The sequence below is a fragment of the Dyella caseinilytica genome, from assembly GCF_016865235.1.
Taxonomy (GTDB): domain Bacteria; phylum Pseudomonadota; class Gammaproteobacteria; order Xanthomonadales; family Rhodanobacteraceae; genus Dyella_B; species Dyella_B caseinilytica.
The window spans coordinates 253681-274121 of sequence record NZ_CP064030.1 but is presented as its reverse complement, the minus strand read 5'-3'; the positions used below and the strand labels follow the sequence as shown (position 1 = coordinate 274121).

General features: G+C 60.4%; 12 protein-coding genes. 10 read left to right on the top strand and 2 right to left on the bottom strand.

From position 1 onward, the window contains the following. From ISN74_RS01175 to ISN74_RS01140, 8 genes are all read left to right on the top strand, one after another. A complete protein-coding gene (locus ISN74_RS01175) occupies window positions 1-630 on the top strand; it encodes a class II aldolase/adducin family protein (RefSeq protein ID WP_188796587.1) in 630 nt (209 codons plus the stop codon). Window positions 631-678: 48 nt separating this feature from the next. After that, the gene (locus tag ISN74_RS01170; RefSeq protein ID WP_188796585.1) at window positions 679-1866 is read left to right on the top strand and encodes an MFS transporter; all 1188 of its coding nucleotides are present in this window, start codon (window positions 679-681) and stop codon (window positions 1864-1866) included. Window positions 1867-1923: 57 nt separating this feature from the next. Further along, window positions 1924-4407: a TonB-dependent receptor gene (locus tag ISN74_RS01165; RefSeq protein WP_188796583.1), complete on the top strand. Its 2484-nt coding sequence runs from the start codon at window positions 1924-1926 to the stop codon at window positions 4405-4407. An 8-nt stretch (window positions 4408-4415) separates the two neighbouring features. Then, window positions 4416-5831 (top strand): coniferyl aldehyde dehydrogenase, encoded by a 1416-nt coding sequence (locus ISN74_RS01160; protein WP_188796580.1) that lies wholly within the window; start codon window positions 4416-4418, stop codon window positions 5829-5831. A gap of 192 nt (window positions 5832-6023) precedes the next feature. After that, window positions 6024-8678, top strand: a complete 2655-nt coding sequence (locus tag ISN74_RS01155; RefSeq protein ID WP_188796577.1) for a type VI secretion system Vgr family protein — start codon at window positions 6024-6026, stop codon at window positions 8676-8678. Further along, on the top strand, window positions 8668-10677 hold the full coding sequence (locus ISN74_RS01150; RefSeq protein ID WP_188796575.1) for a phospholipase D-like domain-containing protein: 2010 nt from the start codon (window positions 8668-8670) through the stop codon (window positions 10675-10677). The genes ISN74_RS01155 and ISN74_RS01150 overlap by 11 nt, the downstream gene beginning before the upstream one ends. Window positions 10678-10746: 69 nt before the next feature. Further along, window positions 10747-11943 (top strand): SEL1-like repeat protein, encoded by a 1197-nt coding sequence (locus ISN74_RS01145; RefSeq protein ID WP_203546681.1) that lies wholly within the window; start codon window positions 10747-10749, stop codon window positions 11941-11943. Continuing rightward, complete coding sequence (locus ISN74_RS01140) at window positions 11943-13214, top strand: SEL1-like repeat protein (protein ID WP_229678926.1); 1272 nt, start codon at window positions 11943-11945, stop codon at window positions 13212-13214. The genes ISN74_RS01145 and ISN74_RS01140 overlap by 1 nt, the downstream gene beginning before the upstream one ends. A 179-nt stretch (window positions 13215-13393) precedes the next feature. On the opposite strand, the gene ISN74_RS01135 is transcribed toward ISN74_RS01140, so the two are convergent. Together ISN74_RS01135 and ISN74_RS01130 are read right to left on the bottom strand one after the other, a co-directional pair. Continuing rightward, window positions 13394-14386, bottom strand: coding sequence for a fatty acid desaturase (locus ISN74_RS01135; protein ID WP_229678925.1), 993 nt, complete (start codon window positions 14384-14386; stop codon window positions 13394-13396). 242 nt (window positions 14387-14628) lie between these two features. Beyond that, complete coding sequence (locus ISN74_RS01130; protein ID WP_188796571.1) at window positions 14629-16038, bottom strand: OmpP1/FadL family transporter; 1410 nt, start codon at window positions 16036-16038, stop codon at window positions 14629-14631. A gap of 374 nt (window positions 16039-16412) precedes the next feature. On the opposite strand from ISN74_RS01130, the gene ISN74_RS01125 reads away from it, so the two are divergent. Together ISN74_RS01125 and ISN74_RS01120 are read left to right on the top strand one after the other, a co-directional pair. Beyond that, window positions 16413-16727: a YcgL domain-containing protein gene (locus ISN74_RS01125; protein ID WP_188796569.1), complete on the top strand. Its 315-nt coding sequence runs from the start codon at window positions 16413-16415 to the stop codon at window positions 16725-16727. A gap of 66 nt (window positions 16728-16793) precedes the next feature. Further along, complete coding sequence (locus ISN74_RS01120; RefSeq protein WP_188796568.1) at window positions 16794-20267, top strand: ankyrin repeat domain-containing protein; 3474 nt, start codon at window positions 16794-16796, stop codon at window positions 20265-20267. The last annotated feature ends 174 nt before the right edge of the window (window positions 20268-20441 follow it).

The window sequence follows — 20441 nt, the reverse complement described above, 5'->3', positions numbered from 1 at the left end:
ATGCCGCTCTCCAACCTTCTCGAAGACGCGATCCACCGCCTGGACGCCAAGCATTTGCTTGGCGCAGACGGCAGCGTTTCCGTGCGCCTGCCCGGCACGCAGGACATGCTCATTGGCGCGCCAAGAAAAGCAGCGATGCGCGTGTCGCTGGCTACCGCACAGGGCGAGCCAGCATGGCACGCGGCGGTTTATCGCACGCGTGCCGACGTGGGTGCGATTGCACTGGGTGGCGGCACCTATGGCCGAACCCTTGGTGACTTCGGCGGACATCTGCCGCAAGTGTTTGACGAGCAGGCACGACATCTCGGACGCACGGCGCTGCCACTGGCAGAGCTGCAAGGCGATGCGGAAAGTAGTGCCGCACACAGCCTCATTACTGGCGGCAATGCGTGGTTCTGCGGGCACATTGTGCTGGTGTTCGGCAGTACCGCACAGCGCCTGGTGCTCAACGCCGAGCTGTTGGAGAAATGCGCGAAAGCGTACGCGTTGGCCAATGCGAGCGGCGAGCCGGTGCATACCTTGCCCTGGTGGGTTTGCCATATCGCCAACGGTCGTCTGAAAAAGGATCAACGGCGAGCCAGCGAACGTTTTGCACAAGGCGTGCTACCCGAAGAAGTGAAAGGCTACTGAGGACTGCGGCATGCATCAGCGCGAAACATACAGCCACGGGAGAAACGCATGACGACATCGATCTCAATTGCGTTTCGCCGTTCCGAAATCATGGCAGCGCTCGCCGTGGGCTGTGTTGCGCTCATGATGCTCGGCCTGCAGCCTGCACTGCTCGGGAACCTGGTCGAACAGCATCGTATTTCGTTGGAGGGTGTCGGCATCGTCGCCATGGGCGAAATCTTTTCCCTTGGTGTCGGCGTGGTTCTGGCGGAGAAGTTTTTGCCGCTGCAACACCTTCGCCCGGTTGCCGTGATTGGCAGCGTGCTGTTGGTGGCCGTCAATCTACTTACGCTGGCTGCGCACGGCGATGTCGCCTGCGTCATCATGCGTGTTGCCGCGGGATTGCTCGAAGCATGCCTGTTCTGGATCACCACCATCGTGATCGTGCGCTCACCGAAACCCGATCGGCTGGCCGGTATTTTCCTCACCGCGCAGACGCTCACACAAGCGCTGGTAGCGCTGGCGTTGGCGCGACTGCCGCTGCACTTTTTCGGCTGGCAGGCAGGATTCGTCGTACTCGCGGCAGTGTGCGCGGTGCCTTTACTGGTCACAGCACGATTGCCACGACAGGTCGGCACGCATAGCGATGCCATCATGCCGTCGCTGGTTTCATGGCGCGGCTTCTTCGCCTTGCTGATTCCATTCGCACACTTGAGTGCCATAGGCACGCTGTGGGCTTATCTGGAGCCCTTGAGCAAGAACGCCGGCATCGTCGGCAGCAATGCCGATGCGCTGGTGGCACTGGTGCTGCTGATGCAGGTGATCGGCGGCAGCATCGCGGCTATCGCAGTGCGTCGCTGGCGTGTTGGGCCCACACTGGTGATCAGTGCGACGGTCATTGCCCTCATCGGCATAGCGATACATCGCCTGCCGGCACCTGCACCATGGCCGTTCGCCGCGCTGTGTGCAGTATTCGGCTTTGCGTGGCTGTTCCAGATGCCATTCCATGTGCGATTGGCGTTCGATATCGATCCGCGCGGGCGCGTCGCCATGCTGGTACCGCCGGCACAGCTACTGGGCTCCGGATTCGGGCCACTGGCGGCTTCCTTCAGTGTGCAAGGTGAAGATGTACAACGCATTCCGCTGATTGCGGCGGGATTCGCGGTGTGCGTGATCGTGGCATTGCTGTTTGTGAAATATCGCGCTCCTTCCGGGGACGGGAGTGGGGTTCTGGCCGGAGGCGAGCACTTCAAATAAACGACCTGCGTCCGCCTTGGGCGGCCATACGGTCTGATGAATCGAGGGGAGATCAACATGACGATGCGGCAACGTACTCTATCCCGGTGCATGCGCCACGCGCTGTTTGGCGGTGCTGCGCTGTTTGTTTGTGCGCTCTGGTCGGCGGGGGCCAAAGGAGCGGATCAGGACACAGGCAATAATCCGCCGGCAACCAAGCCATCCACGAGTAAATCGGCGCCGGATGCAAGCCAGGCCAAGCAACTGGGCAATATCACCGTCACGGCGCAGAGCCGTACGCAGCAGATGGAGCAGGTACCTATTCCGCTGCAAATTCTGACCGCGGCGCAAATCAACACCCAGGCTGCGACGGATTTGAGCAAGATCTCGCTGTTCGTGCCGGGACTGGTGGTGGACGGCAGCCAGCCGACGCAACCGAGCTATTCCCTGCGCGGCATCAGCACGAGCGACTTCGGCATCGGCACCGAGTCTGCCGTCGGCGTGTACATCGACGGCGTCTACGCCGCACGCTCTGGTGGCGCCTTGTTAGCCTTCAACGATATCGACCGCATCGAAGTGCTGAAAGGTCCACAAGGCACGCTGTTCGGACGCAACGCGGCCGGCGGCGCGATCTCCATCGTCACCAATCAGCCATCCGATAAATTCGAAGGCAAAGTCATCGTGCGCTTCGGCAACGACGGCGAAAAATACGAAAACGCACTGCTGAACATTCCGCTCAACAAGGATATGGCACTGCGCATCAGCGTGCTGGATAACCAGAGCGATGGCTGGATCAAGGACCAGGCGAACGGTCAGCACTACGGCAAGAACGATGATTGGGGCAGCCGCTTCGTTTACCGCTGGAACATCACGCCGGACACAACCTTGCTCTGGTCGTGGGATCACGAGCGCCTGAACCAACCGCCTCAACCGGCGATCGGGCTGGTGGCTTTGTCCAACAATACTTACCAACGTCCGCCGTATCCGCCGAATCCGGAAACTTATATCAATCCGCTGACCGCACCGCTGTATAACGATGCGACCCAAGCGGCTGAATGGCGACACTTTGACGGCTCCACGCTGGTCATCGACCACTCGTTCCCGTGGGGCAGTTTCACCTCCACCACGGCGTGGCGACATTTCAATACGTTCAACGACGAAGACAACGATGGCACCGATCACATCGTCAGTTATCTCGACACCGCCAATATCGAGCACAACAACAGCTACTACCAGGAATTCAAACTGTCCGGCGACAACGACCTGATGGACTGGGTCTCGGGTATCAGCGCCTATTCCGAACAGGCACGCCAGACCAGCGAGGTGAACACCAATACCTACAGCCTCGACACGCTGGCACAGAACGTCGACGGCCTTGGACTGCCGCTGACTGAAATCACCCAGGGCTTGCAGGCGCTTGGCCTGCCCTACAATCTGCTTGGCGACTCGTGGCGCGAACAAATCAACAACGTCGGCCACTTCAAAGCCTATGCGGCCTTCGGCGACGTGATCTGGCATATCAGTGATGACTTCGATCTGACGACCGGCCTGCGCTACACAGAAGATCAGAAATACTTCACCTGGTACACACCGCTGCGCCAAGCCACAGCCTTCGATCAAACCGTGGCTGAGCTGGTCAATTCCGGCATCGTCAACCTGCTTCCGCCGCAGGCGCAGGAGGCACTGGGTGCCTTCGGCAGCAATGTCATCTTCCCCAATGCCGTCGGCCAATGGGTGCAAGCCCAACACAGCTGGCATGATTTCAGCCCGCGCGCGGTAGCAAGTTACAAGTTCACGCCGAACGTGATGGGGTATGTGTCCGTGACCAAGGGTTACAAAGCCGGCGGCTACAACAGCCTGCAGGTCGGTTCGCTGTACGCACCGGAAAAAGTCTGGAACTACGAAGGCGGCGTGAAGGCGGTATTCCCCGACTACAACCTGATGGTCAATGCCTCGGCCTACTACTACCGCTATTCCAATTTGCAGTCGTCGGTGCTCAATCCGAACTTCTCCGGTTCGGGCGTACCGTTCTACACGGTGATGACCAGCGACCAGCATGCGCACGGCCTGGATTTCGAGACGCAGTGGCAGCCAGTCAACGCGCTTCGCCTGAATTTCACCAGCGCGTATATCGACAGCACCTATATCCAAGGCACCTCCACCTCGGGCGTCAGCCTGGATGGCCAGCCGACGGGCGAACCGTTCTTCTCTGCCACCGCGGGTCTCGACTACACCTGGTTTGGCGTTTACAACGGCAACCTGGAGTTCAACATGCAGTATGCGTATCGCGGCCCCACGCGCTGCAATGCGGACTCCGGCTTCCAGGGCACCTGCCTGACCACGCCGCTGTTCAGCGTCGGCACCTCCACCCAGCGCACGGATGCCCGCTTGGACTGGCATACACCGGACCAGCGCTGGGGCGTGGCGTTCTACGTCAACAACATGTTCAACAAACGCTACGTGGTCAGCATCGGCAACGACAGCACCAACGATTTCGGTACGCCCTACGCAGTCATAACGCCACCGCGCGTATATGGTATTGAGTTGCGGACGAAGTTCTGAGCGATGCCATGAACCAGCCTGACCGCCTGGACCTACCCAGCGAGCTGAAGCGCCTGCGAGACGTGCAGGCGCAGAACCCGCTACCCGACTGGGGCATTCGCGCACGCCGTCTGCGTGCGCTGGAAGCCGTGGTGCGCGATCACCGCAGCGAAATCGCGGACGCGATTCATGCCGACTTCGGCTGCCGCCCACGTGAAGAAACGGAGATGCTGGAAGTCTTTCCCAGCCTTTCCGCTATCCGCCACGCGTTGAGTCATGGCCGCCGCTGGATGAAGCCACGGCGGGCCTTGGCCAGCCTGGCCTTCCTGCCGGCCCGTACCGAAATGCGCCCGCAGCCATTGGGCGTAGTCGGCATCATCGTGCCGTGGAATTACCCGTTGTATCTGGCAGTCGGTCCGCTGGCCGATGCACTTGCCGCGGGCAATCGCGTGATGGTGAAGATGAGCGAATTCACACCACGTTTCTCGCAACTCTTCGCCGATCTCGTCGCACGCCACTTCCAACCGGATGAAGTGATCGTGGTCAACGGCGACGCCTCGGTCGGACAAGCGTTTGCAAATCTGCCGTTCGACCATCTGCTGTTTACCGGCTCCACTGCCGTCGGCCATCACGTCATGCGCGCTGCATCGGCCAACCTCACACCCGTAACGCTGGAGCTGGGCGGCAAATCACCCGCCATCATCGGTCCCGGTGCGCGTTTCGATCACGCGGTGGAACGCATCGTATTCGGCAAGATGGTCAACGCCGGTCAGACCTGCATCGCTCCCGACTACGTATTGTTGCCGCGTGCCGAGATACCACGCTTTACCGCTGCCGCACGCGATGCCGCTGCACGTCTCTATCCCAACCTCGCCGGCAACGCGCAATACGCCAGCATCGCCACCGACCGCCATTACCAACGCCTATCCAACCTGCGCGACGAAGCAGTGAAAGCAGGCGCACAAAGCGCCAAACTGGCGGAGGTAGACGATCGCCCCGGACAGCGTCTGCTCACTCCAGTGTTGCTGACCGACGTGCGCGACGACATGCCGGTGATGCAGGAAGAAATCTTCGGCCCGCTGCTACCGCTGGTGCCTTACGACCATCTCGATGACGCCATCGATTACGTCACCCGCCATCCACGACCACTCGCGCTTTATCTGTTCGAGCAGGACCGGGCAAAAGTCGACCGCGTACTTGCACGCACCCATGCCGGCGGCGTCAGCCTCAACGACACGCTCTACCACATCGCCCAACACAACCTGCCCTTCGGCGGCGTGGGACCATCAGGCATGGGCGGCTATCACGGCGAAGCAGGCTTTCGCACGTTCTCGCATATGAAACCCGTATTCCGTCAGGCGCGACTTAACGGCACGGGATTGCTCAATCCGCCTTATGGAAAGCGCTTCAGGCAAATGCTGGAGATTTTGTTGCGGCGTGGTTGAAAAATACTGACGGGGGCGCAGCGTACGCCAAGCATCAGGCCACTGAAGGAGGAGCTATGATGCATCCGGCTCACATCCCGTAGCCTTTCCACGCAAAAGAAAACACCTACGCGACAGCACGATTTCAAACGACAGCTTTTGCGCGTCCCCTATGAATGAATCACTCCCTTTCATGTTGCCGGGAGTGATGCCATGCCCACGAGTCCACCGAGCACCGGCTACGCCCTGCACGTCACCGGCTCACCTGCGCTGCTCTCGGTACTCACGTTCAGCGGCAAGGAAGCACTCAGCACGCCCTATCGCTTCGAGATCGACGTCACCAGCCCGATCGCCGATCTCCCCATGGCCTCGATACTCGGCCAACCGGCGCGCTTCACCCTCCAGCCCATCGATACCACCGCAGTGTCCTTGCGCGCACGGATCGGCGATCTGGCCGATGCGCCCGCCCCCACACGCGTCTTCCACGGCCTGATCACCCAGTTCGATCAACTCAGCACCTCCGCCGACCAAACCCACTACCGTCTGGTGCTCGAGCCGCGCCTGGCCGACCTGTCACGCGACATCAGCAGCCGCCTCTTTCAGCAGCAGAGCGCGCCGGAAATGATCGAAGCGGTCTTGCGCCACGCGGGGTTCACGGCGAACGACTTTCAGTTTCAGCTGCGTGCCACGTATCCGACCCGGGAATACACCACCCAATACGACGAAAGCGCGCTGGCCTTTCTTCAACGCATCGCCGCCGACGAAGGGATCTGGTTTCGCTTTACGCAAACCGATGACCACGACCTCATCGTCTTCGGTGATGATGTGGATGCCTATGACCGCCGCGGCCTGAGCGCGCCACTGCGCCCCAACGCCGGCCTGGAAAGCACCGGTGCCGAGGCGATCCAATCACTCACCCAGCAGCGCCGCCGCGTCACCCAATCGGTGCGTCTGAATGACGACCATCACCGCACCGCAGGCGTCTCGCTACTCACCGACATCAACCTCGCCCGCGACGACCGCACCACCCAAGGCACCGACGATCGCTGGGGCGAGCATCAAAAAAGCCCCGACGATGCCCAGCGCCTCGCCCGGCTGCGTCATCAGGCGCACCTCACCCAGCAAGTGGTGTATGAAGGCACCGGCAATGTCTTGGCGATCGCGCCCGGCCGCGTGCTGCAGCTCAGCGATACGACCCTGCCCGATGCCCCGCACGGCCTGTTGATCACCGCCGTCACCCACACCGCCGCCCGCGATCAAGCCTATACCCATGCCTTTCACGCCATGCCGGCGGATCGTCCCTACCGCAGTCCGCCGCTACCGTGGCCCTCCATCGACGGGTTTATGCCCGCACGCATCACCTCGCCGGGGAACTACACCTACGCCTACCTCACCCCCGAGGGGGAATACCGCGTACAACTGCCCTTCGATCTGGATACCTGGAGCCCCGGTGGTACCAGCCGTCCCGTGCGGTTGCTCAGACCGTATGCCGGCGACGACTACGGCTATCACTTCCCGCTGATCGACGGGGCAGAGGTCTACCTGGGCTTTACCCAAGGTGATCCGGATCGCCCCTACATCGTCGGCGCCGTCCACAACAGCCAGCGCACCGATCTGGTCACTAACCAGAACAACACCCGCAACCGGATTCGCACCGCCAGCGGCAACGAACTGCGCATGGAGGATCGCGAGGGCCGCGAACATATCCACGTCACCACGCCTACCCAAACCAGCGAACTCAATTTGGGCCATATGGTGGATGCTCAGAACACCGAGCGCGGTATCGGGGCGGAATTGCGCACCGATGGGCATGCGACCATTCGCGGCGGCAAGGGCGTATTCCTCAGCGCCGACGCCCAAGCGAACGCGAACGGCTCGCTGCTAGACATGCAACCGGCCATCGATCAGCTTCAAAGACGCTTGCGGGAAGTGCAGGCCATGGCCGCCGCCGTCCGCAGTGCCAATGCCATCGAAGCAGACGTTCAGGCGCAACAGACGCTGTTCGACAACACGCTCAAACAGCTGCGCCAAGCCGGTCTATTGATCAGCGCGCCCGACGGGATCGGCGTGACCTCCGGCAGCCATCTGCAGATGAGTGCGAAGGAGAACCTCATCGGTACCACGGGCGGACATCTCGATATCGGCGTCAGCAAGTCGTTTACCGTGGCGGCTGGCGAGGCGGTCTCGCTGTTCGCGCAAAAACTCGGTGCCAAGTTCATTGCCGCACAGGGCAAGGTGGATATCCAAGCGCAGAAAGGCGAGATGAATCTCAGTGCGCAGAAGGATGTCACCGTGACCAGCGGCGGCAAGCTGCAGCTTGCCGCCGCCAAGGAAATCTGGCTCAGTGCCGGCGGGTCCTACATCAAGATCACCGCCACCGGCATCGAATCCGGTACGCCAGGCGACATCCTTGAGAAGTGTGCGTACTGGGAGACTCAGGGGCCGGCGTCGATGCAAATCACCGATGTCCTCAAAGACAAGCTCCCCACACAACCACTGTTCATCAACATGGCCGCTTCGCCGGCATCCAAAAGCGTCGTATCCGCAGGCATGCCCTACGAACTATTTGCCGATGGCGCACTGGTGAAACAAGGCCTCACCGATGCCTCGGGGCAAATTCCCATCGACCATCAAGCCTTCACCCAGCACTACAGGTTGGAACTGGGCAATGGCGCGATCTATGCCATTCCCGTCACGGAAAACTTCCGTGGCGATGCAACCAATGGTCAACTGGCCAATCGAGGTTTCCACTATCACGAAGGCGCGCCAGACAACCCAGCCGATGCCGTAGATCGAGCTGCACATCGGCAGGTTTACAACAATCTGCTCAGCCCCACGCAAACCAAGACAGCTAACCATGGCCGATAAACCCATCACCGTTCCCATTGCCTTAAGTTGCAGCCGTGAGGCAACCATCACCCTGCCTTGGTTTGTGCAACGTACGGAATACCAACCTGCGCATGCCGCCTTCAAGCCACTGGTCAATGGCGAAGAGGCGTTCGGTGCCGTCTACGACGCTATCGCCGGAGCGCAACGCAGCATCGACATCATCTGCTGGGGCTTTCAGCCCTCTATGTATTTCAAGCGGGGCGAGGCACGCGGCATGCCGATCGGCGAACTGCTGGTGCAAAAGGGGGCCGAAGGGCGCACGGTACGCCTGCTGTGCTGGCAAGACGACCTGCACTTGGCTGAACTGGGCGAGAACATGGCGCCAGGTAACAACGCAGCGACCACATGGAAGCGATGGGTACCGGATTGGCTCGCTGGATTACCGCCGGTATCGGATGTCCTCCAGAAAGACTACCAAGCCGACTGGCAGGTGGAATTTGACCGCGAATGGTATCGACGCGCCGTCCTCAACAACGTGACGTGGCATGACCCGGACCTATCGTCGCGAACACTCGATGGCGACATCCTGCGCGGAGCCCAGTTGGCCAGAGGCGATGCCTTCGCAAACGTCCAGTTCGCCACACGCGACTTCAGCCTGGAAAACCGCGAAGAAATCTATTACCGCATGAAGCTCAACAATGCCGCCGCACAGCGTGGCGCAGGGGCTGTACCCGTGAGCCCCACGGCGATGGCCGTTTTCCCAACGCACCACCAGAAGATGGTGCTGGTCGACATGGAAGATCCGGAACACGCAGTGGGTTTCGTGATGGGCCATAACATGCTCGACACCTACTGGGACACCGACAAACACAGCTGTGTGCGCATGCATCCAGCCATGGGTCGCAATGGCCCGCATCCGCGGCAGGACATCTCCAGCCGAGTTTGTGGCCCGATCCTTGAAGATCTCAACACCAACTTCTGCACCGCGTGGGACCGGGTTACGCGCCAAAACCTGACCGCCGCGCGCAAAGACACAGTCAAGCGACTGACTCTACCGAGCAACGACGACGTACCGGTGATGGCGCAAATCCTGCGTACGCAGTCGCAGGAGGGCAAGCGCGACATCGAAACGATGTACCTGCAAGCGGTCAACAACGCCACCAACTTCATCTACATCGAAAACCAATACTTCCGCTGGCCGCTGCTGGCCGACAAGATCACCAGCATGGTCAAAAACTACAAGTGCCGCGGTCGCACAGATCCGCTGTACCTGTTCGTGGTGACCAATGACAACGAAGAAGGCATCGGCCCCGGCACGGTCAATACCTATCGCATGCTCGATGCCTTGGGACAAGCCAATACGATTCCCAATGTCGCCAAAGGTGAGCGGAGCTCGGCGCTACAACAGCAACGCGACAAACTGCAACAAGAATTGCTCTGGCAACAAGGTGTCAGCACTAGCTCCCCTATGGGCGTTGCGCTGGATCTTTCGGGTCCGCAGCAAGGAAACCAAGCGCAAACCTCACGTCAGGCCTATGTGCAATCGCTCCAGCAACAAATCGACACCCTCAATCAGCAGATCAAGGACAACGACAACCAGACCGTGTCATCACGATCCATCGATGGCCTGAAAGTGCATGTGTGCTCACTGGTATCGCCCGACACCCCCGCGGGAACACCGTGGGACTACGTGTACGTGCACGCCAAGCTGATGATCGTGGACGACGTATTCATGACATTAGGCTCGGCCAACCTCAACACGCGTAGCATGGAGGTGGATAGTGAGTTGAACATCTGCCATGAGCACATTGCGGTTACGCAGCCGCTGCGCGAGAAACTGTGGGGGATTCATACGAATGGCATGGGTGTAGGGGAGTTGGGTAAAGGGATGCGATTAAATGCGAAGGATGTATTTAAGCAATGGGAAAAAATCATTAGTGAAAATGGAAGGCGCCAAGCTGAGCTCTACAAGGAGCAACCTTATGCCTCTCTTGTCGAATTTAACTACGGCGACACTAAGCGCTCCAAAACGGACTAAGCCATGACATGTGCTCGATGGCTGTGTATGGCCACCCTTATGCTCGCTGCTTGCTCCCAGGAATCACCTATGCCGCATTCTTCCGATTTTGCTGCTGTCAAAGCGAAACTTGCCTTCACGTGCACGCATGAAGCCGGTCATCTGCCGTCGCTCAATCCGGACGCAGATCAGCTTTTCAAATACGCCCGTTATCTTGAGAAAGCTAATGGCCCCAAGAATTTTAACGACATCGCACGCTATTACCGCATTGCCGCGGCGTATGGTCATTACAAGGCTAATCACAACTTGCAGCTGTTGGTATCCGAAGGTGATGCCGATTCACCCAATCGCTCCAAGGAAACCATTGATCTAGTCCAGCAATTGATTAAGGGTGGCATTCCCGGCGGATATTACGATATGGCGTATTATCTGGAGCAGGGTTATGGTGTGAAGCAAGACCAAGAATTAGCTTGGCTCTATTACCGTAAGGCAGCTGACCTTGGGAGTCCGAATGCCCAATTCCACGTGGGAAAACTACTGATTCCGTCGGATAACGCTCCGGACGTAGCTAAACAAATGTGGCGCTGTGCCGCAGAACAGGGGTATGGAGAAGCAGCCTCTCAATTGGGCATTTATATGCGAGGGGATAAATTATACCGAGACGCCACAAATATATTTCAATTGGGAGCAGCGTCAGGTGCAAGCATAAGCGCTTCATATTTGGAATACGGTTTCAAAAGCCCTCCGTTGTCCGACTCACTCAACTATTTGGCTCTTCCCGCTGACCCTGAGCGTTCTCGCCGTTACAAAGCGATTGGCAATTTTCTTGATGCCAACGATGGTCGCGACCCCAAAGTCCCCGACATCGACAAGATCGCTCCTTTGCCACCTGCACCACTACCTGAATGGGATGGCACATTTCAATGGCAAAAAGAACAGGAGCAGATTCCACCCAAACCATCGGATGAACTGATCCAACGAATGGCAAAAGGCAAAAATCTCGATCCCGCCACCGGCCTGCCCATTCCACCACCGCCTAAAACGGCCCTCGGCACTCGCGTCAAAACCGGTGAACGCTGCCCGGAAAGTGGGGACTGGTGCGTGTGGCTCACGCCCACCTATCGCGTCGCTTATTTCCAACGAAGTCTGCGCAAGGGCGACATCATGCCCACTTACATGCTCAGCAAGCCACGCCGCTTCGGTCTGCTCGGCGACATATTCGGCATGCGTTACGACTTTGTGGCGGTGGAATGGGGATTGATGCGCTACGCGGATACCACGTCCTGATGCAGAGGCTCGTCGTTTATTCACTGGCTGCGTTGCTGGGTGCTTTGGGCGCCTGCGGAAAGCACAACGACACGCCAGCGCTGCCGGATCTGGCCAACATCAAGGCCAATCTCGCCTTTATCTGCACCCACGAAGCCGATCATCTGCCGCCGCTCGATCCCGACGCAGACCAGCTCTTCAAGTATGCCCGTTATCTGGAGAAGAAAAGCGGTCCCAAGGACTTCAACGTGGTCGCGCGTTATTACCGGATCGCCGCTGCGCATAGTCATTACAAGGCCAATCACAACCTGCAAGTGCTAGTGTCCGAAGGCGTGGCTGATTCACCCAGCCGACCGAATGAAACCATTGCACTGGTGGAGCAGTTGATCAAGGACGGTATTCCCGGTGGTTACTACGACATGGGGTATTACCTGGAGCAAGGTTATGGCGTGAGGCAGGATCAGGAGTTGGCTTGGCGCTACTACCGCAAGGCGGCGGACTTGGGCAGCCCCGAGGGACAATACTATGTGGGCGACAAGTTGACTTCTGCGAAGGATGCCGACGCTTATAAAGTGGGTTGGCAGATGTACCGCTGCGCTGCCGCTCAGGGACATGGTCAAGCCGCTGAGATGCTAGGAATCAACTTTCAGATTGCCAAACATTACGCCGAAGCTGCCCAAGCGTTCCAGTGGGGGGCCGCGGCGGGTGATAGCTTGTCGACCTCCTTTCTAGAAAAGGGCTTCGAGGCTCCCACATCGTCGGATGAATTGAATTATCTAGCCCTTCCCAGCGACCCCGAGCGTTCGCGCCGCTACAAGCTAATTGGCCAATTCATCGATCACAACGACGGCCACAACCCCAAAGTCCCCGACATCGACAAGATCGTTCCTTTGCCACCTGCACAACTACCCGAATGGGACGGCACATTCCAATGGCAAAAAGAACAGGAACAGATTCCACCCAAACCATCGGATGAACTGATCCAACGAATGGCAAAAGGCAAAAATCTCGATCCCGCCACCGGCCTGCCCATTCCACCACCGCCTAAAACGGCCCTCGGCACCCGCGTCAAAACCGGCGAACGCTGCCCGGAAAGTGGGGACTGGTGCGCGTGGCTCACGCCCACCTATCGCGTCGCTTATTTCCAGCGAAGTCTGCGCAAGGGCGACATCATGCCCACTTACATGCTCAGCAAGCCACGCCGCTTCGGTCTGCTCGACGACATGTTCGGCATGCGCCACGAAGAGGTTGTGGTGAAGTGGGAACTCGTGCGTTATGCCGATACGGTGTAGCGATATACCACTGCGCTTTCCTCATAGCGGCGTTTGTCGGTCTCCTGCATGTGTGTTCGCACAACAAGAACACCGTATCTCCTAGGGTGTCTTAACATTACCTAGCAAGGGGTGCTTACAGCTCGAACGCACGCCTACCCCAAAGCCAGCCATGAGAAAGCCGCCGTAACCTGCTCCGCTCAGCGTACTTTGCCAAACCCGCGAAATTGCCGAAGCGCCGCACCGAAGTAGCCCGCATCGGGAACGGGTGTTGATGTCATGGGAAGCTCGCTCGCCAGCGCCGGAAGCGCTGTCCACGGGTGCGTCGGATGCCGGTGATGCAAGCGGTGCAAATGATGATTCATCAGCACCGTCTGCCAGATGGCCGGCACGCGAAAGTTGCGCGCCCGCTCCGGTTCGTCGAGCGAGACATCGTAGTGCGGCAGGTTGTCCGCCAGCGAGAGCCACACTCCGCGCAAATACATCGTCACGGCAAGCGCTGGCCACCACGTGCCGTATAGATAAAACGCAGCAGCATGCAGCATGACCGACAGTATCCAGTCGCGCCGCATCCGGCTACGCCGTTCCTGATTGCCAGCAAACCCAACAAATAGACGCTGGACATCCATGCCTGCGGGCCCTTCGCTGCCGATCTGCCGCGCGACCAGCCAGCACGTCCATTTGGCCGGCAGAAATGCGAACAACGGCAAGATCAGTTCCACCACATATAGACCACCCAGCAAATGCGCGTAATAGCCGATGAAGGCGAGGAGGCGATGCGTCTTGCCATCGTGCACGTCTGGCTGATCGAATGGTTCGCGCGTAAAACGGTGGTGCATCAGGTGACCGAAGCGCACCGCATCGAATGGCAGCAGGAAGGCGATGGCCAGCGCGCGGCCAACCGATTCGTTAGCGCCTCGCCGGGGTAGCAATTGACCGTGAATCGCTTCATGGATCAAACCCCAATGCATGGGAGTAAGCACCACAAGTGGCACCACGAGCCATAGCGCTACTGCGCCCCATTGGCGCAACAGAAACGGCCACGCAAGAAATTGCAGCAACATGGCCGTCGCGACGAGCGCCATGAGTGCCAGATTGGCGCGGCGGTCGATGGCAACACGCCGGGGCGTTCGCCGTTCGCTAGCCGTGTCGGCCGCGTCCGGCCCCGCCGCAGTGGATGCTTGTGGGTCCATCATTTTCTCCATAGACACGACAAGTAACCGCAGAACTTAACAACGCCTCGTGACAGTCTCAAGAACGCTTGTGCGATGGTACGTCCGTGGATCCGGCCCATTTACGGCCCCATTTGCTCGGGATCCAGGAAGCCGCCGCCTTTGAAGAAAGTGCACTCTGATCCCTGTTTGACTAAGAGTCGAGACATAAAAAAACCTCCCTGCTGATACAGGGAGGTTTTTCGTTTCAACTTTGCCAGTGATCAGAACTTGTAGACGCCCGACAGCGCAAACAGGTTGCCGTAATCGCTGGAGCTACCGGTGATCGCGTCTTCGGTGGCACTCACGTCGTTGTTGATTGCCGCGCGGTTCACGAAGATGTGCGCATACGAGGCATTGATCGTGAAGTGTTCAGTCGCCTTGTAGCCCACGCCAACCGAGAGCAGCTTGCGGGTTTCGTCCGGCACGCGCACGTCGCGGGTGTCGCCAGCGGTCGGCGTGGTGTCGAAGCCAAGACCAGCGCGCACGGTGAACTTGTCGGTGAGGTAGTACTCGCCGCCGAGCGAGGCGTACCAGGAGTTATGCCAGTTGAACACCTGGGTGGTCGCCGGCTGGTACGGGTTGGCGTAGTTCACCGTGAGGTTCTTGAACACGTCCCACTCGGTCCAGGATACGTCCGCGCCAAAGCCGAACTTGTCTTCCTGATGCCAGTAGCTGGCGGTGGCCACGGCCGGGGTGGTGAAGAGCGCGGTGCCTTGGGTGTTCTGGAAGGCCTGAGTCGCTGCACCAAGCGCTGGCGATTGCTGCGCCAACTGGCCAAGCAGTGTCGACACCGTCTGCGGCACGGTGAAATCGGCCGTACCTTCCAGGCGATGCGTGATCTTGGAGCGGTAGTTGAAGCCCAGGCGATCCTTCGGATCGATCTTCCAGTAGCCGCCCAGCTGCCAACCCCAATCCCAGCTATGACCATTGACGCGCGCATAGCCGTCAGTACCCGGCGGGATCAAGGCAGAAATCTCAGCCGGCGGGATGCCGGCGGCACCGCCGAGCTGCTGGCCAATGGTGGCGAAATTGATGGCATTGGACAGCGTGGCAGTGGTGTGCTGCGCGATGGCGCTGGCGCCGATGCTGAAGTTGTCGGTGACGTCATAGGAGGCCGAGAACGTGCCGTCCAGCGACTCGAACTTCGATTCGATCGCGTTGTAACGGCCAACCCAGTCGCTGTTGTAATCGGTCTTGAAACCGAACGGCACGGACAAGGCCATACCGACGTGCCAACGATCGCTTACCTGGGTTTCAAAGAAGATGGCGGGAACCGGCAGGGTCGTACCGGCGTTGCCGCCATTGTTGCCGCTGATCGGGTTGCCAAACGCGTCGTGCGCGCTGCCAGTGAAGGTCGTGCCGAAGTTGATGGCGGTGATGTCCGCTTCAAAATAGGTGCCCTTCAGATTGGTCATCGAGGCTGGGCCGTTGGCCACCACGGACACATCGCCATCCGCGGCGAGCGAGCCGGCATAGGCCATACCCATGGACTGTGCGCTGTCTTCCTTCAGCTGGAAGGCGCTGGCGTGAGCCTGCTGCGGCGCGGCCAGGGCACCGGCAATGGCCAGACCAAGGGCAGCCAGGGCGAGCGAATGGCCACCACGGACAGTATTGCGGAAAGAGATGTGCATCGCTTGCTTGCTCCTGCTTTTTCTTGGTGACGAGTCCGGCCGCGTTGGCCGGGACCTTGCCGGAGGATCGTCGTCCCCCGGATGACGGCTCGGGATTGGGCGGGGGGCATCGCGGCCAAATTCATACGCGCGTTTGATATCCCCGGGAGGCACTCTGCCCACTCAGTTCTGGGCATGCAAGTGCGCCTGCAACATGAAATGTTAACAGAACTGGTGTCATCGCCTCTGCCCCTGGTCTGGCAATGACCTACGCCGCTGATTCAAGGCATCAAACACGCACCCTCACCGGGTCGGCCTGTTCTCCGTTCCGGGTTCCTTGTTACCTGTCTTCGGACTACCCTTCACGACCCACCTATGATTTCGCGGGCTTCGGCATGCATTGTTTCGTCTACGCCAGCCAGCGCAAAGCCAACTCCTACGTGTGGCTAGCGCAGAAGGACAACTTCAAGGCAATCCCCGCGTCGCTGGCGGTACTGCTAGGCGACTTGCGCTTCGTACTGGAGTTGGAGCTGCATGCGGAGCGGCGTCTGCCGTACGAAGACGTGGAAGTCGTGATGGAGCACTTACGCACGCAGGGGTGGCATTTGCAGCTTCCACCGCAGGAAATGCTGGCCACGCGATCCGGTGCAGCCAGTCCGGACTCCGCCAATGAAGACCGGGACGATGCGCCCGAGCAACCGCTGGAATGAGAGCTTATTCACCACCGTTAACGTGTGGTTACCGTCTCACGCGCTTTCGATTCCTATACTCGCCCCATGCCATCTCCTAAATCGCGCCGCCCATCCTCCGTGCTGACCTCCCTCATCTGGTTCCTGCCTGGCTTCATCGTGGCCGGCATCGCTGCCGCTGTCGGCGCTCACCCGGTGACGCTGATCCTGCTGCTGCTCGCCAACACGCTGACTATGGCGGCGGTCTGCCACGCGATCGGTTTCGATCCGGAGCCCGACTTCATACGCACAGTGCTGCGCCGTGGCACAGCACACCTGACCATGTTCACCTGCTACGTAGCGCTGGTGTTCCTGCTGGTCGCATGGCCGATGCTGCGACTCACTCAGCACCCCACCCTGGGCGCAAGCCTGCTGCTCGCGGCGGCATTGGTGGTGGCGCTAACGGTGCTATGGCGTCTGTGGCCCGCTTTTGCGCTGGTGTTCGTGTGGGACGATGCCTACCCTGCCCACGACAAGCACGAAGGCTCGTCGCTGTTCACCGCCACCGCGCGCAGCATCACCTTTGGACGGCACCTCTCGCGCGAAGAACATTTCTTCAGCCATTTCCTGCCCAGCGCCCTCGCGCTGGTGATCCTGTCGTTCGCGGGCATCGCACTGAGCGGCCTCTATGTGGTGCTGCCGACGGAAATGCGCACAGCGGCGCTGGTGCTCTACGCGGTAGTGGTGCTGCCGCTTGGCTGCCTGGTGATCGCCAATCGCACACTGCGCGTAATGCTGTGCGAAAGCCGCCGGCCGAAGCGTAAGGAATCCGCTCGCGGTGAGCGCGTCGAGCCCGTGATGGCACGTCCGGCTGCGCCGCCTGAACTGAGCGAACAGGAGCGTACCGCCGGTACGCCAGAGCAGGCGCAGGCCCTGCTCGCCGCCACCCGCAACGGTGATATCGCACGTGCACTGGCGCTGGTGGAAGCGGGAGCCGATCCGAATACAGCGCCGATCGCGGACGATCGTGACCAGCGTCCCGTACTGATGCTGGCCGCATTGCTGCCAGACACGCATCTGCTACGTGCACTGATCGCCAAGGGCGCTGATGTGAATCGCGCCAGTGGCGGCCTTACCACGTTGCTGGCCGCCACACGCGACAGCTGGCATGGCCGTCCGGATGCGGTCATGACTTTGCTTGCCAATGGCGCGAGTCCGCTGGTGACTGACGCCGATGGCAACACGCCGCTGCACGGCGCCGTGCTCAGCGGCGAACCCACGGTGGCCGCGATGCTGCTGGACTCCGGTGCACACGTCGACGCACTCAACAAGTCCGGCGCAAGCCCGCTATCGATAGCCTGCCGTGCCGCAAACTGGCCACTGGTGCAGTTTCTGCTGGAACGTGGCGCCAAACCATCACTGGCCAATGGCGAACCGGCGCTGGTCGCCGCAGCCGGCATTCGAGATGACGATGTCACCGGCGTGAAGATGCTGCTCAAGCACCGCGCCGGCGTAAACGGCGTGGATGCACGTCAACGCAGCGCTTTGATGACCGCCGCAGCCGAAGGACACGAACAAATCGCCCGCGCACTGCGCATCGCCGGCGCCGACGTGAATCTGGCCGACCACCACGGCACGACCGCCTTGATGGAGGCCTCGCGGGCTGGCGTGGTCGGCGTAGTGCAAATGCTCGCCGATGCCCAAGCCAACGCGCTGACACGCGACAAACATGGTCGCGACGCACTGACGCTCGCCTGCCAATCGCCACATGCGCAAGCTGAAACCGTACGCGCGCTGCTCGCTCTTGGCGCTGAACCGAAGACGCCCGGCAGCGATGGCCGCAGCGCGTTGGATCACGCTGCCGCAAGCGGGCGCTGGGACCTAGTCGCCTTGCTCGATCCGGATACACCGCTCCCGGCCAGCCTGGATCTCAACGTCATTGCCGAAGGTGCCGACACACCGGCGCATCTGCTCGACGCCTTGCGCTTCGGACACTGGGCTATCGTTTCCGGCTTCGCAAGCCGCGTGCGCGACTGGTCGCAGTCGCAACTTGCCCAGCTTTATCTGGAATTGATCGACTCCGACCATGGCGCCGCGCGCCGCTGGTTGCTCGACCACGGGCTGCAGGCCGAGGCACGCCTGCAACCGCAACTGATCGACGATCTCGACAGCGAGCATCCCACCCTGCCACCACTTGGCCGTCGTCTGTTCGATGCACTGCTGCCGCAGCTTCCCGAGAGCGCGGACGCGATCGCGGATTTGATGGCCGCAGGCGCCAGCCCCGCCGGAACCGGCCTGCTGACTCAGGCGCTGACCTATCTGCACAACGCGTCTCAGGCGGCGGGATCTCTGTCGCTGGACATGCTTGAGCGTGGTGCTGATCCCTTCGGCCCTGACGAACGCGAGCGCACACCGCTGCATCTGGCTGCCGTCAACGGCCAGCTTGCCTTGTTGCAAGCCCTGCTGAGCCGCGGCTGTAATCCGAACACCCGCGACAGCCATGGACGCACGCCACTGTTCGCCGCGCTTGAACACGGCAGCAGCGCGCTTCCGCTGGTGCGCGCCCTAGTCGCCCACGGCGCTGATGCAGAAACCACCGATCCCAATGGCGAAACCCCGCTCGGTCTCGCACTCGAACATCCGGAACTGGAGCGCTGGCTGGATTGGAATGATTGGCAGCGCCCGCGCCGCGCATTGCGCGCCGACGATCTGATCCAGGCAGCCAAGCAAGGCGCGGACGTTGCCGTACGCCGCTTGCTCGAATTGGACTTTCCTGTCGATGCACGCGATGCGCAAGGCGCGACCGCGTTACTGCATGCCTGCGGTGCCGGTCATCGCGATGTCGCCGTCACCTTGATCGAAGCCGGCGCAGACCTTGGCGCCAGCGCAAACAATGGCATGACCCCGCTGGCTGCCGCCGTCGCTGCGCGCCGCGAAGCCTTGGTCACCTTGCTGCTTGAACGCGGCGCTGTGGTGGATCAGCGCCTACCCGGTGATGCGACGGCACTGATGATCGCCGCAGTCCAGGGCTACCCCGACATGGCCGAACAGCTACTCGACGCCGGCACCGATCCGAATGCGGTGGATGCGCGCGGTCACAGCGCACTGCACGCCGCGTCGCAATTCGGATTTGAACAAAACGACAGCTTGCGCGCACGTCGTTTGTTCGATGCACTGCTCAAACGCAAGGCTGACGTGAACCTCGCCGACGGCGAAGGGAAGACGCCGTTGCTGTTGCTGCTCGGCGCACACTTGCGCCCCGGCAGCGAATGCGATGCGACACACATCGGTGCGTTGTTGCCCGTGCTGCTCGATGCTGGTGCTCGCATCGAGCATGCGGACCAGCGTGGCGTGACAGCGCTACATGCCTGCGCGATGCACGCGTTGCTGCCACCTGCGCGCGTCTTGCTGACGCGTGGCGCTGATCGCAATGCTGTCGACAACTTCGGCCGCACGGCGGCAGATGTGGCGCGGCATCTGGGCTTTATCGATATCGCGCACGAGTTGACGGCCCGCGGCAATGCCATTCCCAGTGTGCGGCAGACGCTACGCCAGCCGGCGCAGCCTTCTGATCAGTCGTAACGACGAGCTTTGCCGGCTGCTGCACGCGATGTGATGTAAGCAATCTTGTCAGCAAGTCACACTTCCGTCGTCCCAGCGAAGGCCGGGACCCAGTGACTGTCCTGTGACTGCAAACGTTCGAAAAGCAAAGTCACTAGGTCCCGGCCTTCGCCGGGACGACGGACTCATGGGCCA

What these genes read in the sequence shown, in the direction of transcription:
- ISN74_RS01150 (WP_188796575.1), top strand. Translation starts at nt 8,668, where the DNA reads ATGGCCGATAAACCCATCACCGTTCCCATTGCCTTAAGTTGCAGCCGT.
- ISN74_RS01155 (WP_188796577.1), top strand. Translation starts at nt 6,024, where the DNA reads ATGCCCACGAGTCCACCGAGCACCGGCTACGCCCTGCACGTCACCGGC.
- ISN74_RS01140 (WP_229678926.1), top strand. Translation starts at nt 11,943, where the DNA reads ATGCAGAGGCTCGTCGTTTATTCACTGGCTGCGTTGCTGGGTGCTTTG.
- ISN74_RS01145 (WP_203546681.1), top strand. Translation starts at nt 10,747, where the DNA reads ATGCCGCATTCTTCCGATTTTGCTGCTGTCAAAGCGAAACTTGCCTTC.
- ISN74_RS01135 (WP_229678925.1), bottom strand. Translation starts at nt 14,386, where the DNA reads ATGGACCCACAAGCATCCACTGCGGCGGGGCCGGACGCGGCCGACACG.
- ISN74_RS01125 (WP_188796569.1), top strand. Translation starts at nt 16,413, where the DNA reads ATGCATTGTTTCGTCTACGCCAGCCAGCGCAAAGCCAACTCCTACGTG.
- ISN74_RS01160 (WP_188796580.1), top strand. Translation starts at nt 4,416, where the DNA reads ATGAACCAGCCTGACCGCCTGGACCTACCCAGCGAGCTGAAGCGCCTG.
- ISN74_RS01120 (WP_188796568.1), top strand. Translation starts at nt 16,794, where the DNA reads ATGCCATCTCCTAAATCGCGCCGCCCATCCTCCGTGCTGACCTCCCTC.
- ISN74_RS01130 (WP_188796571.1), bottom strand. Translation starts at nt 16,038, where the DNA reads ATGCACATCTCTTTCCGCAATACTGTCCGTGGTGGCCATTCGCTCGCC.
- ISN74_RS01165 (WP_188796583.1), top strand. Translation starts at nt 1,924, where the DNA reads ATGACGATGCGGCAACGTACTCTATCCCGGTGCATGCGCCACGCGCTG.
- ISN74_RS01170 (WP_188796585.1), top strand. Translation starts at nt 679, where the DNA reads ATGACGACATCGATCTCAATTGCGTTTCGCCGTTCCGAAATCATGGCA.
- ISN74_RS01175 (WP_188796587.1), top strand. Translation starts at nt 1, where the DNA reads ATGCCGCTCTCCAACCTTCTCGAAGACGCGATCCACCGCCTGGACGCC.